At 71.8% G+C, this 12,749-nt stretch carries 11 protein-coding genes; 6 read left to right on the top strand and 5 right to left on the bottom strand.

Translation table 11 applies throughout. The features are described from left to right. The first annotated feature begins 93 nt into the window (after positions 1 to 93). From ACFVQG_RS15145 to ACFVQG_RS15135, 3 genes are all read left to right on the top strand, one after another. Entirely contained in the window at positions 94 to 819 is a 726-nt protein-coding gene (locus ACFVQG_RS15145) for a VIT family protein (RefSeq protein ID WP_383381851.1), read from the top strand. Positions 820 to 974: 155 nt separating this feature from the next. Further along, complete coding sequence (locus ACFVQG_RS15140; protein ID WP_383381848.1) at positions 975 to 1,847, top strand: sterol desaturase family protein; 873 nt, start codon at positions 975 to 977, stop codon at positions 1,845 to 1,847. Beyond that, complete coding sequence (locus ACFVQG_RS15135; protein ID WP_383381845.1) at positions 1,844 to 2,488, top strand: lysoplasmalogenase; 645 nt, start codon at positions 1,844 to 1,846, stop codon at positions 2,486 to 2,488. Before ACFVQG_RS15140 ends, ACFVQG_RS15135 begins: the two co-directional genes overlap by 4 nt. Before the next feature lie 7 nt (positions 2,489 to 2,495). Here ACFVQG_RS15135 and ACFVQG_RS15130 read toward each other — a convergent pair whose 3' ends face one another. The 4 genes from ACFVQG_RS15130 to ACFVQG_RS15115 all read right to left on the bottom strand — a co-directional run bounded on the left by ACFVQG_RS15130 (position 2,496) and on the right by ACFVQG_RS15115 (position 8,219). Continuing rightward, positions 2,496 to 3,503: a CopD family protein gene (locus ACFVQG_RS15130; protein WP_383381842.1), complete on the bottom strand. Its 1,008-nt coding sequence runs from the start codon at positions 3,501 to 3,503 to the stop codon at positions 2,496 to 2,498. A gap of 98 nt (positions 3,504 to 3,601) precedes the next feature. Continuing rightward, entirely contained in the window at positions 3,602 to 4,987 is a 1,386-nt protein-coding gene (locus tag ACFVQG_RS15125; RefSeq protein WP_383381839.1) for a CoA transferase, read from the bottom strand. Positions 4,988 to 5,051: 64 nt separating this feature from the next. Continuing rightward, positions 5,052 to 6,581, bottom strand: a complete 1,530-nt coding sequence (locus ACFVQG_RS15120; RefSeq protein WP_383381835.1) for a S8 family serine peptidase — start codon at positions 6,579 to 6,581, stop codon at positions 5,052 to 5,054. Positions 6,582 to 6,686: 105 nt separating this feature from the next. Beyond that, positions 6,687 to 8,219, bottom strand: a complete 1,533-nt coding sequence (locus ACFVQG_RS15115; RefSeq protein WP_383381832.1) for a S8 family serine peptidase — start codon at positions 8,217 to 8,219, stop codon at positions 6,687 to 6,689. 330 nt (positions 8,220 to 8,549) lie between these two features. Here ACFVQG_RS15115 and ACFVQG_RS15110 point away from each other — a divergent pair, with 330 nt between their 5' ends. The 3 genes from ACFVQG_RS15110 to moaA all read left to right on the top strand — a co-directional run bounded on the left by ACFVQG_RS15110 (position 8,550) and on the right by moaA (position 11,644). Beyond that, positions 8,550 to 8,906 carry a DUF485 domain-containing protein gene (locus ACFVQG_RS15110; protein WP_383381829.1) on the top strand — a complete coding sequence of 119 codons (357 nt, stop codon included), beginning with the start codon at positions 8,550 to 8,552 and terminating at the stop codon, positions 8,904 to 8,906. After that, positions 8,903 to 10,522 carry a cation acetate symporter gene (locus ACFVQG_RS15105; RefSeq protein ID WP_383381827.1) on the top strand — a complete coding sequence of 540 codons (1,620 nt, stop codon included), beginning with the start codon at positions 8,903 to 8,905 and terminating at the stop codon, positions 10,520 to 10,522. The genes ACFVQG_RS15110 and ACFVQG_RS15105 overlap by 4 nt, the downstream gene beginning before the upstream one ends. Positions 10,523 to 10,654: 132 nt before the next feature. Beyond that, positions 10,655 to 11,644, top strand: a complete 990-nt coding sequence (gene moaA, locus ACFVQG_RS15100) for a GTP 3',8-cyclase MoaA (protein WP_383381824.1) — start codon at positions 10,655 to 10,657, stop codon at positions 11,642 to 11,644. 76 nt (positions 11,645 to 11,720) lie between these two features. On the opposite strand, the gene ACFVQG_RS15095 is transcribed toward moaA, so the two are convergent. Beyond that, on the bottom strand, positions 11,721 to 12,713 hold the full coding sequence (locus tag ACFVQG_RS15095; RefSeq protein WP_383381821.1) for a translation initiation factor 2: 993 nt from the start codon (positions 12,711 to 12,713) through the stop codon (positions 11,721 to 11,723). Positions 12,714 to 12,749: the final 36 nt, after the last annotated feature.

Genomic DNA, 12,749 nt, shown 5'->3' with positions numbered 1-12,749 from the left:
GGCCGGGCGCGGGGCCCGTCCGTTCGGGTGTCTGTCGAGGCAGCGCGTCAAGTCCCGCCCCCGGCAGGGCGCGTGCGGTGTCATCCTCCCCGGGTGACGGAACCGAACGCGGGCGCATCGCGGGACGACGAGGCGCACGGGGGTGCGCTGGGGGCGCGGCTGAACTGGCTGCGCGCGGCCGTGCTCGGCGCCAACGACGGCGTCGTCTCCACGGCGGGTCTCGTCGTCGGGGTGGCGGGCGCCACCGACGACCGGGCCGCCCTGCTGACGGCGGGTCTCGCCGGACTGCTCGCCGGGTCCCTGTCGATGGCGGCCGGGGAGTACGTGTCCGTCTCCACGCAACGGGACTCCGAGAAGGCCGCCATCGCCCAGGAGCGACGGGAACTGAGGGAGCGGCCGGAAGCGGAGCTTGCCGAACTGGCCGAACTGCTGGAGCGCCGCGGGCTGTCCCGGGCGGTGGCCCGCGAGGCGGCGGCCCAGCTGACCGAGCGGGACGCCCTGCGGGCGCACGCGCGCGTGGAACTCGGTATCGACCCCGACGCGCTGACCAATCCCTGGCACGCGGCCGGGGCGAGTTTCCTGGCGTTCACGGCCGGTGCCCTGCTGCCGCTGCTCGCCATCGTGCTGCCGGGGGCGGACTGGCGGCTGCCGGTGACGGTGGGGTCGGTGCTGGTCGTGCTGGCGGGCACCGGCTGGAGCAGCGCCCGGCTGGGCGCGGCGCCGCCCGGCCGGGCGGTGGTCCGCACCATGGGCGGGGGAGCGGTGGCCATGGGGGTCACCTACGCGGCGGGGTCGCTGCTGGGGGCGGCGGGGGTGTGAGGGGGCGCACGCGCGGCGTGCGTACCGGCCCGCATACGGTGTGTCCCCGCTCCTGACCATTGGCGGAGATCGCCAACAAGCAAGCGCGTACCGCCGGTAATACTTGTCGGTAACAACGTCTGGCGGCAGCCCGGCGGCGGTCCTACGGTGCAGCCATGCCGAACCTCCCCGATGTCGTGGTCTGGTCGATACCCGCCTTCGTGCTGCTCACCGTGGTCGAGGTGATCAGCGTCCGGCTCCATCCCGACGAGGACGCGGCCGGGTACGAGGCGAAGGACGCCGCGACCAGCCTCACCATGGGGCTCGGCAGCCTCTTCTTCGACTTCCTGTGGAAGATCCCGATCGTCGCGATCTACACCGCCGTGTACGAACTCACGCCCCTGCGCGTCCCCGTGCTGTGGTGGACGGTCGTCCTGATGCTCCTCGCGCAGGACTTCTTCTACTACTGGTCCCACCGCGGCCACCACGTCATCCGCGTCCTGTGGGCCTGCCACGTCGTCCACCACTCCAGCCGGAAGTTCAACCTCACCACCGCGCTGCGCCAGCCCTGGACCTCGCTGACCGTATGGCCGTTCTACGTCCCCCTCATCGCCCTCGGCGTCCACCCGGCGGCGCTCGCGTTCTGCTCCTCCGCGAACCTCGTCTACCAGTTCTGGATCCACACCGAGCGGATCGACAAGCTGCCCCGGTGCTTTGAATTCGTCTTCAACACGCCGTCCCACCACCGGGTCCACCACGCCTCCCAAGGCGGCTACCTGGACCGGAACTTCGGCGGCATCCTCATCGTCTGGGACCGGCTGTTCGGCTCCTTCGTCGCCGAGACCGAACGGCCGGTGTACGGGCTGACCAAGAACATCGACACCTACAACCCGCTGAAGGTCGCCACCCACGAGTACGTCTCCCTCGCCAAGGACCTGAAGGCGGCGCGGAGTTGGCGCGAGCGAGCCGGGTGGGTCCTGCGCGGCCCCGGCTGGGCACCGGAGCCCCCGGCCGCCGTGGAGTCGGCTGAGAAGACCGCGGTCGCGTGAGCCACCCGCGCGTCCCGCTCGTCGCCTTCTGCCTCGCCGTCGCCGTCGACCTCGCGTCCCTCGCGGGCGGCTTCGACGCCGGGCACCTGGCGGCCAAACCGCTCCTGATGCCGCTGCTCGCCGCCCACGCCCACCTGAGCGGCGCTCCGAGGCCGCTGGTCGTCGCGCTCCTCTTCGGCTGGGGCGGGGACCTCCTGCTGCTGTCGGACGCCGAGCCCGCCTTCCTCGCGGGGATGGCCTCCTTCGCCGGCGGCCATGTGTGCTACCTGGTCCTGTTCTCCCGCCACGGCACACCACGCGCGCGTGCCGTCCTCGTCGGCTACGTCGTCGTCCTGGCCGTCACCGTCTCGCTGCTGTGGCCCGGTCTGCCCGCCGACCTCCGCGTCCCCGTCGCCGGTTACAGCCTGCTGCTCACCGCCATGGCGTACGGGGCGACGAGGCTCGGGCCGGTCGCCGCCGCGGGCGGGGCGCTGTTCCTGCTCTCGGACACCCTCATCGCGACCGGGGTCGCCGACTGGCCGCAGCTCCCGGCGCCCGACTTCTGGGTCATGCTGACGTATGCCGCCGCGCAGTACCTGCTCGTGAGGGGCACCCTCGGCACCCTCGGCGCGACCGCGCACCGCCGCCCGGTGCCCGCCTGACGGCGACTCACCAGCGGATCGGCAGCGGCAGCGCGGTCAGCAGCCCCGACACCGCGACGACCACGCCCAGCCCGACCACCTCCGCCCGCGCGGGGGCGCAGGCGCTCAGCGGATCGGCCACCCGGCGCAGTCTCAGCCGCGCCCACAGGGCGAGCGCCGCGACGGCGGCCACGAGGAGCACCTTGGCCAGCAGGGTCCGCCCGTACGCCGTCGACGTGAGCTGCTCCACGATCGTCTCCGGCGGCATCCGCCGCAGCGAACTCCACACCCCCGTCGCGGTGATCGCGGCCAGCAGCACGATCGCCACGCGCGCGTACAGCCCCAGCAGCGCCGCGCCCGCCGCCGGGGCGCGCCAGCCGCGCAGGGTGCGCAGCGCGTACAGCAGACCGCCGACCCACAGCGAGGCGCACGTCAGATGCACCAGCGTCAGGCCGGTGCCGACCAGCGGGGTGTGCTCGGTGGTGGGATGCGCCCGCAGCGCCTCCGCGACGACGACCGCCCCGAGCGGCCACATCTGGGTGCCCGGCCGCTGCGACAGCGCGCACAGGCCCGCCACCACGAACGCGTTCACCTCCAGCAGCGCGAGCTTGCCGTCCCGGGATGCGTAGAGGCCGCCGGGGTCCATCTGGGAGAGGCTGCCGGGTATCAGGTTGCCGGTCGCCACCACCGAGGCGAGGCCCAGCGCGGCGAGGAACCCGACGGCGGCGGCGACCGGGGCCCAGCTGCGGGGCCGCTCGTCCGGGGCGCCGGGCACCGCGTGCGCCAGCCGGGTCACGAACAACTCCCCGACCGGCACGCACAGCGCCGCGAACAGCGCCGTGCGCAGCAGGGCTATGCCCCCGGCGCCGGGTGCGGCGGCCTCTCCGGTGTCGCGCAGGGCGGCGGACGGGCCGAGCAGGGGTATCAGCGCTCCGAGGGCCACCAGGACGAGGACGGCCGCGGCCCGGCCCGTGCCGGGTCCGCCCGCCGCCTCGCTGCCGTCGGCGGCCTCGGAGGTCGGTCGTATCAACGTCACCTCACGATCTTCACCAGCCGTCACGGAGCCGGGCAAGTTCAGGAGAACGGCTGGCGGACGGCGTTCCCCCACGGATACGGCCCCACCGGCCCGCCCGCTCAGCCCCCGGCCCACCGTGCGTCGTCCGCCCCCCAGACCCCCGGGGGCCGCGCCCAGTCGTCCGGCCCCCCGCCGAAGACGACGGGCGGCAGCGCGTACCGCAACCGCCCGAGCGCGCTGTCGGCCTCACCGAGCCACGGGTCCGCCGCCGGAGGGGCGGCGTCCGGCACCGCGCCCGGCCCGCCTCCCGTCAGCCAGGCCGCCGTACGGGCCAGCGCCAGCCGTACGACGCGCGTGCCGCCCACGCGGGACTGCTCCGTCAGGGCGCGCAGCACGGCCGCCGCCAGCAGGTACCCCGTGCCGTGGTCGAGGGCCTGGGCGGGCAGGGCGCCGGGCCGGGACGGGGTGCCCTCCGTCGTCGCGATGCCGGTGGCGGCCTGCACCAGGCTGTCGAAGCCGCGCCGCGCGCCCCAGGGCCCGTCACCGCCCCACGCCGACAACTGGGCCACCACCAGACCGGGCCGCCGCTCGGCCAGCGCCTCCGGCGACAGACCGAAGCGGTCCAGGGCGCCCGGCCGGTAGGCCGTGACCACCACGTCCGCCGAGGAGAGCAGTTCCTCGAAGACGCCTCGGTCGGCCACGAGGTCGAGGACCGCCGACCGCTTCCCGAACCCCGTGTCGGCGTGCTGGTCGGCGAGTTCGGGCGGCGCGGGCGGGTCGACGCGCAGGACGTCGGCGCCGAGCAGGGCGAGGGTGCGGGTGGCGACCGGACCCGCGATGACCCGGGTGAGGTCCAGCACCCGCACCCCGGCGGCGGGCAGCAGCGGACCGGCGTCCACGGCAGACAGCGCACGCGCGCGTGCCGCGTCCAGGCGCCGCCCCTCGACGAGCGGCCCGCGCGCCACCGCCACACCCTGCGGATGCCCCGCCCACCGCTCGGGCGTGCGCAGCGCGACGGCCAGCCCACCGGCGCCGTACACGGCCTCCTCCACCTCGGTCGCGGAGCGCTCGGCGAGCGCCGCCGCCACGGTGGCCACCTCGCCGTCCGTCAGGTCGAGCGCGGCCAGCAACCGCTCCCGGTGGTGGGGGTAGTTGGCGTGGGTGCGCACCCAGCCGTCCGCCGTCCGCCAGAACCGCGACAGCGGCGCGAAGGAGACCGGTGCCCGCCCGTCGACGAGCAGGTGCCGCTCGCTGGTGAACGCGGCGGCCACCGCCCCGTCGTCGACCGTCACCCCCGGCACGGCACCGCCGCGCCGCACCGCCGCCAGTTCGGCCGCGGCCAGCGCGCACGCGCCGACACACGCGTGCGCCAGCTCCCGTACCGGAAGCCGTGCCCGCAGAGCGCCCTCGCGCACGACGGACGACACGCGCGCGAGGAGGGCGGGGTCACCGCCCAGGGCCTCCCACGCGTACGCGATGTCCAGGGGTGACGCCGAAGAAGCCATGGCCGCACTATGCCCGACGGGCCGGACGCCACCGACGGCACCCGGCCCGCGGACGACGTACCGCCTACTTCGTCACGGCGTCCAGCGCGTCCGTCATGCCCCAGCCGTAGAAGCCGTTGTAGTTCTTCGGCCCCTCACACACCGCGTCCACCTTGCCGTCCCCGTCGATGTCGTACGGGTCCGTGCACGGCGTGGCGTCGGCCTGGGCGTACAGCAGGGCCTTCACCAGGGCGGGGGTGGCGCGCGGGTGCGTCGACTTGATGAGGGCGGCGACGCCCGCGACATGCGGCGAGGCCATCGACGTACCGGCCATGTAGCCCCATCGCCCGCCGGGCAGCGGGCCGAGGATCAGGCCGCTGGTGGCGGGGGCGTCCGGGGTCTGGTACCGGGTGGAGTCGCCACCCGGGGCGGCTATGTCGATGACGCCCAGACCGTGGTTGGAGAACGACGACTTCAGGTCCTTCGCGCCGGTCGCCGCGACCGTCACGATGCCCGGCAGCTGGGTCGGGATGTCGAAGCACTCGGAGGGGTCGATGACCCGCTCCGTGGGCGTGGGGGTGTCGTTCGGCGAGACCGGGTCGGTGATCTCGTCGGCGGCCAGGTCGTAGTTCTCGTTGCCCGCCGCGGCGACGTTGACGGCGCCCTTCCTCTCGGCGTACCGCGACGCGCGCGTGATGGCCTCGACGAGGGCCTTCTGGTCGGGGTCGTCGACGCAGTTGAAGTACCAGGGGTCGGTGTAATAGCTGTTGTTGGTGACCTCGACGCCGTGCTCGGCCGCCCACATGAAGCCGCAGACGACGGCCTCGGTGTAGAAGTAGCCGTCCGGGTTGGACACCTTGATGCCGGAGACCTTCACCCCGGGCGCGACACCGGTCATGCCGACGCCGTTCTTGGCGGCGGCGATCTCCCCGGCGACATGCGTGCCGTGCGGGCTCTCCGTGGCGCCGGGCCGCCAGGCGCCGTCGGCGGTGTCCGGCTTGCCCGTGACGCAGTTGACGGACGCCGCGCGGTCGAAGTTCGGCGCGATGTCGGGGTGGGTGTCGTCCACGCCGGTGTCGATGACGGCGACGGTCACCTTGCTGCTGCCGAGCGACTTCTCGTGCGCCTGGTCGGCCTTGATGGCGGGCAGGTCCCACTGGAGCGGCTGGAGCGGGTCCTCACCGGCGACCGCCTCCACGTCCGCGACGTCCTCCGCGGTGAGCGCCTTCGGGGTGCCCACGTCGGTGGTGGACTGCGAGGGCAGCGGCGCGTTCCGGGTGGCACCGGCGGACTGGACGCCGTACGCCTTGCGGATGACGGTGGCGAAGTCCGGGTTCGCGGAGTGGACGACGACCACGCCGATCTCGTCGTACGACGTCAGGATGGTGCCGCCGGCCTTGCCGATGGCCTTCTTCAGATACGACGACGGGCCGTCGCCGGGGCGGATGTTGACGACGTAGCTCAGCGAGGTGGCGTCGGCCGTGGCGGCGGGGACGGGCCCGGCCGCGGGGGCCGCGGAGGCCGTGGCGTTGGGCAGGAACGCCAGGGCGGAGGCCATCGCCATCCCGACCGGGATCGCCAGGGCGCGGCGGTGGCGTGGAGCAGTCGCTGTCATGTGTCGTGGTCTCCAGTTCGTTCGCGGTATCGGCGAGGGGGCCGTGCGGGTCGCCGGGTGGCACCACCGGACCGGCGGTGCCACCCGTTCACGGGATGCGGAGGTCTACTTCACCGCGCGGAGCGCGTTGACGATGCCGAATCCGTAGAAACCGTTGACGCGCGTGCCGCCCTCGCAGACCGCGTCCTGGGTTCCGTCACCGTTCTGGTCGTAGGACTCGGGGCAGCCCGGGTTGTCCGCCTGCGCCTTGAGGAGGAGCTGCAGCTGTGCCGGAGTGGCCCACGGGTGGGTGGACTTCAGCAGCGCGGCGACGCCCGAGGCGTGCGGGGCGGCCATCGAGGTGCCCTGCAGGAAGCCGTACTGGTTGTTCGGCATCGTGGAGAGGATGCGGCCGTTCTTCGACGGGGTGTCCGGGATCTGGTAGAGCCGGTCGCCGCCCGGCGCCGCCACGTCGACGACCTTGTGGCCGTAGGAGGAGTAGTACGACTTCAGGTCGTTCACGCCCGTGGCGCTGACCGTGACCACGCCCGGCAGCTGGGTCGGCAGGTCCAGGCACTCGCTCGGGTCGATGGTCCGCTCGACCGGCGTGGTGTCGTTCGGGCTCGACGCGTCCACGATGGCGTCCCCGCCCAGGTCGTGGTTGGAGTTGCCCGCCGAGGCCAGGTGCAGCGTGCCCTTGCTCTGGGCGTACAGCTGGGCCCGGTTGACCGCGTCGACGACCGCCTTCTGGTCGGGGTCGTCCATGCAGTTGTAGAGCCACGGGTCGATGTAGTAGCTGTTGTTGGTGATCTCCACGCCGTGGTCGGCGGCGAAGACGAAGGCGCAGACCACGGCCTCCGGGTAGAACAGGCTGGTGTCCGGCTCGCTCACCTTGATGGAGGACACCTGCACGCCGGGGGCGACCCCGGCGACGCCGATGTCGTTGCGGGCCGCGGCGATCTCACCGGCCACGTGCGTGCCGTGGTAGTCGTCCGCGGTGTACGGCCGCCAGGCGCCCTCGCTGGTGTCCGCGACACCGCCGACGCAGTTGGCGGACTGGGCCGCGGAGAAGTTCGGGGCGAGGTCGGGGTGGGTGTCGTCGACGCCGGTGTCGATGACGGCGACGGTGACCTTCTTGCTGCCGGGGTTGATCTTCGCGGCCCGGTCGGCGCCGATCGCGCGCAGGTCCCACTGGTCGGCCTCGAGCGGCTCGCTCTCCGCGACCGCCGCCGAGGCGGCCTCGGTCCGCGCGGCCTCCGCGGCCGTGAGGTAGTCCGCCCCGCCGACGTCGGTGGTGCCCGCGGCGGCCAGCGGCGCGGTGCGGGTGGCGCCCGCCGACTGCACGGCGCGGACCTCGCGTATCTGCGTACCGAAGTCGGGGTTCGCCGAGTGCACGACGAGCACCCCGATCCTGTCGTACGTCGTCACGACGGTGCCCCCGGCCGCGGCGACGGCCCGCTTGACCGAGGCGATCGTGCCCCGGTCCGCCGCGGTGTTGACGACGTACGTCAGCGTGCCCTCGGCCGCCCGCTGCGCCGTGGTGGCCGTCGTGTCGGGTGCGGCGGACGCGGCGGCCGGGAGGAAACCGAGCGAAGCGGTCAGCGACAGCACCACCGGCACGGCGAGGGCGAGTCGGCGTCTGGAACGCAGATGAGACATGGGGTCTCCACATCATCCGGAAACGAAACCGGCCCGAGGGCACAGGTGGTGCTCGGGCAGGTACATGACGGGTTTGGCAGCCCGAAGCTATCTCCCGAAGCCGCTGGCCAGCAATGACTTCCTCGAACTGACTTCTGGACGGTTCCGGAAAGAAACGTGAAGCGTTGAACCGGCTCATGCGTCGCGCCGTGGACCTTGGGCAGGGAACGCCAGCACCACCGAGCGCCCCCTTTTGGATCACGCCTCCGGCGCCTACCATCGCCAACCGGCCGTGTGATCCACATCACAAGGAATACAGAACCGTCCCTGTCCGTCGTACGAGGAGACTCCGTGGCTACCGACGCACCGCCCCCCTCGAAGACAACACACCAACTCCCCTCCGCCGAGGAGTTCGTCGAGGTGCAGCAGAGCGCGGAGTTCGGTGAACTGCGCCGCTCCTACCGCTCCTTCGCCTTCCCGCTGACCGTCGCCTTCATCGTCTGGTACCTGCTGTACGTGCTGCTCTCGAACTACGCGGGCGGCTTCATGGGCACCAAGCTGTTCGGCAACATCAACGTCGCGTTCGTCTTCGGCATCGCCCAGTTCGTCACCACGTTCCTCATCGCCTGGTGGTACTCGCGTCACGCCGGCGCGAAGCTCGACCCCAAGGCCGAGGCCATCAAGACCCGTATGGAGGGCGGCGCATGAGCCCCGTGATCACCCTGGCCGCCAACGAGGCCAGCGAGCACCGACCGCTGATCATCACCCTTTTCTCGCTGTTCGTCGTCGCCACCCTCGGCATCACCGTCTGGGCGGGCCGCCAGACCAAGGACGCCGCCGACTTCTACGCGGGCGGCAGACAGTTCAGCGCCTTCCAGAACGGCCTCGCCGTCTCCGGCGACTACATGTCCGCCGCGTCCTTCCTCGGCATCGCCGGTGCCATCGCCCTCTTCGGCTACGACGGCTTCCTCTACTCCATCGGCTTCCTGGTCGCCTGGCTGGTCGCCCTGCTCCTGGTCGCCGAGCCGCTGCGCAACTCCGGCCGGTACACCATGGGCGACGTCCTCGCCTACCGCATGCGCCAGCGTCCGGTCCGTACCGCCGCCGGTACCTCCACCATCGTGGTGTCGATCTTCTACCTGCTGGCCCAGATGGCGGGCGCGGGTGTCCTGGTGTCGCTGCTGCTCGGCATCACCTCCGACGCGGGCAAGATCCTCATCGTCGCCCTGGTCGGCGTACTGATGATCATCTACGTCTCGATCGGCGGCATGAAGGGCACCACCTGGGTCCAGATGGTCAAGGCCGTGCTGCTCATCGGCGGCACCATCCTGATCACCTTCCTGGTGCTGCTGAAGTTCAACTTCAACATCTCCGACCTGCTCGGCAGCGCCGCCGACAACAGCGGCAAGGGCGCGGCCTTCCTGGAGCCCGGCCTCCAGTACGGCGCCACCGCCACCACCAAGATCGACTTCATCTCCCTGGGCATCGCCCTGGTGCTCGGCACCGCCGGTCTGCCGCACATCCTGATCCGCTTCTACACGGTGCCCAACGCCAAGGCCGCCCGTAAGTCCGTGAACTGGGCCATCGGCATCATCGGCGGCTTCTACCTGATGACCATCGCCCTCGGCTTCGGCGCCGCGGCGCTGATCTCCCAGGACGAGATCATCGCGTCCAACCCGTCCGGGAACACGGCGGCGCCGCTGCTCGCCCTGCACCTCGGCGGCGTCGACTCCGCCTGGGGCGCGATCCTGCTCGCCACCATCTCCGCGGTGGCCTTCGCGACGATCCTCGCCGTGGTCGCGGGCCTCACCCTGGCCTCGTCGTCCTCGTTCGCCCACGACATCTACGCCAACGTCATCAGGAAGGGCCAGGCCACCGAGAAGGAGGAGGTCCGCGCGGCACGGCTGGCCACCATCGGCATCGGCGCCGTCTCCATCCTGCTGGGCGCCCTCGCCCGCGACCTGAACGTGGCCGGACTGGTCGCGCTCGCCTTCGCGGTCGCGGCCTCCGCCAACCTGCCGACGATCCTCTACAGCCTGTTCTGGAAGCGGTTCACCACCCAGGGCGCCCTGTGGTCGATCTACGGCGGTCTGATCGTCGCCACCGGCCTGGTGCTGTTCTCGCCCGTCGTCTCCGGCGACCCGAAGGCGATGTTCCCGGACGTCGACTTCGCCTGGTTCCCGCTGAAGAACCCGGGCATCATCTCCATCCCGTTCGGCTTCCTGATGGGCTGGCTCGGCACGGTCCTGTCCAAGGAGGAGCCCGACACCAAGAAGTTCGCGGAGCTGGAGGTCCGGTCCCTGACCGGCACCGGCGCCCACTGAGCAGCGCCCCTCCCGCAGCGGCCGCGTCGTAGCTCCCTACGACGCGGCCGCGTCCACGTGGTGGGATCGGGGACTGTTGATGTCAGTGGCGTCGCGTAGGCTCGAGTGAGTACGAAGACCGGGAGGGGTTACGTGCTCATCGACACCTATGGCCGGGTGGCCACCGATCTGCGGGTCTCGCTGACCGACCGGTGCAACCTGCGGTGTACGTACTGCATGCCCGAGGAGGGCCTGCAGTGGCTCGCGAAGCCGGATCTGCTGACGGACGACGAGATCGTCCGGCTGATCGACATCGCCGTGACCTCCCTGGGCATCCGGGAGGTCCGCTTCACCGGCGGCGAGCCACTGCTGCGCCCCGGCCTGGTCGGCATCGTGGAGCGGGTGGCGGCCCTGTCCCGGCGCCCCCAGATGTCCCTGACCACCAACGGCATCGGCCTCAAGCGCACCGCCCCGGCCCTCAAGGCGGCGGGCCTCGACCGGGTCAACGTCTCCCTGGACACCCTGCGCCCGGACGTCTTCAAGGCCCTCACCCGCCGTGACCGCCACCGCGACGTCCTCGAGGGCCTGTACGCCGCCCGCGAGGCGGGCCTGACCCCGGTCAAGGTCAACTCCGTCCTGATGCCCGGCCTGAACGAGGACGAGGCCCCTGACCTCCTCGCCTGGGCCGTCGAACACGACTACGAACTGCGCTTCATCGAGCAGATGCCCCTGGACGCCCAGCACGGCTGGAAGCGCGACGGCATGATCACCGCGGGGGACATCCTCACCTCCCTGCGCACCCGCTTCGAGCTGACCCCCGAAGGCTCACAGAAGCGCGGCTCCGCCCCGGCCGAGCGCTGGCTGGTGGACGGCGGCCCCCACCGCGTCGGCGTGATCGCCTCCGTCACCCGCCCGTTCTGCCGCGCCTGCGACCGCACCCGCCTCACCGCCGACGGCCAGGTACGCACCTGCCTCTTCGCCACCGAGGAGACCGACCTGCGCGCCGCCCTCCGCTCCGACGCACCGGACGAGGAGATCGCCCGCGTCTGGAAGCTGGCGATGTGGGGGAAGAAGGCGGGGGCGGGCCTGGACGATCCGTCGTTCGTTCAGCCGGATCGGCCCATGTCGGCCATCGGAGGCTAGGGAGCCGTCGCGACGCCCCGTGCACAGGTGGGCACAGGGGACGCGCAGGTCGTGACCCTCAGCGGTCGGACCCCTGTCACAGCCCCCTGGCCTCGATGACCCGCTGCTCCGCGGCCTCCACCTCGAAGCGAGCGGAGTGATCGTTTCCCGCCCGCCGTACGGCACCACGCACCAGGGCGAGATAGAAGAGGGCCGGTGCGCAGGGAGTCCACCGCTCCGGCGGCTCATCGGCGATGAAGCCGAGCACCGAGTCGGGGTCGGCGGGCACGAACTCGAAGCGGTCGTGCTCCCACTTGTCGGTGATCCCGCGTGTCCAGCGCAGCCGCATCGTCTCCTCGTCCAGATCGGGCAGCACCGCGCGGAAGAAACCGGCCCACTGGTGGTTGCTCAGGTCCAGGCCGAAACCGAGAAGCTCCACGTCCAGCTCATCGGTGGCGTGTACGGCGAGTTCCTCGTACAGGGCGCGCCGGGCCACCGCGTGCAGACTGATCGGGCCGCCGTCCTTGGGCAGGTCGTGCTGACGGGCCATGCCCTCGTTCGCCGAGGAGTTCCACCGGGAACTGTTCGGCCCGGCGACATGGGCACTGCGCCGCGAGAACAGCATCTTGCCGTCCTTACCGGTCTCCAGCGCCACGTTGATGCCGAAGCTGCAGTTCATCCACGCCGGTGCGTCGGCCGGATCCTCACCCTCCAGGTACTGCTCACGCAGGGTCAGACCGTTCTTCTGCTTGCGCTCCAGGTTGAGCGAGGTGGTGAGGAAGTCGTAGTAGTCGGCGTCCTGCAAGGTGAGGGTGACCACGGGCTCCTCCGCGAGGTGGTTGCGGGTCACGACGATCCGCTCGACCGCGAAACGGTCGTTGTTCCAGCGATGCGGCAGTCCGAGAGCCTCGTTGCGCCGCTCCTCCTCCTCGATCGCGTGCCGCCAGCCGCCGACCTCCTCCGGGAACTCCACCCGCTGCCCCCGGTACTTGACGCGGACGTCCTCCTCCCGGATGGGACGGGTCCCGTCACCCTCGTAGACATGGCAGCTCGTCTCCCGGCCGACCAGGGTGAACCTGTCCCGAGCCATCGCCAACTCCCCCTTCAGTAAGCTCTCTTGCAACTG

This window comes from Streptomyces sp. NPDC057877, from assembly GCF_042796855.1.
GTDB lineage: Bacteria > Actinomycetota > Actinomycetes > Streptomycetales > Streptomycetaceae > Streptomyces.
This window is presented reverse-complemented; position numbering and strand designations above follow the sequence as displayed.

What these genes read in the sequence shown, in the direction of transcription:
- ACFVQG_RS15120 (WP_383381835.1), bottom strand. Translation starts at nt 6,581, where the DNA reads ATGACAGCGACTGCTCCACGCCACCGCCGCGCCCTGGCGATCCCGGTC.
- ACFVQG_RS15095 (WP_383381821.1), bottom strand. Translation starts at nt 12,713, where the DNA reads ATGGCTCGGGACAGGTTCACCCTGGTCGGCCGGGAGACGAGCTGCCAT.
- ACFVQG_RS15140 (WP_383381848.1), top strand. Translation starts at nt 975, where the DNA reads ATGCCGAACCTCCCCGATGTCGTGGTCTGGTCGATACCCGCCTTCGTG.
- ACFVQG_RS15105 (WP_383381827.1), top strand. Translation starts at nt 8,903, where the DNA reads ATGAGCCCCGTGATCACCCTGGCCGCCAACGAGGCCAGCGAGCACCGA.
- ACFVQG_RS15125 (WP_383381839.1), bottom strand. Translation starts at nt 4,987, where the DNA reads ATGGCTTCTTCGGCGTCACCCCTGGACATCGCGTACGCGTGGGAGGCC.
- ACFVQG_RS15115 (WP_383381832.1), bottom strand. Translation starts at nt 8,219, where the DNA reads ATGTCTCATCTGCGTTCCAGACGCCGACTCGCCCTCGCCGTGCCGGTG.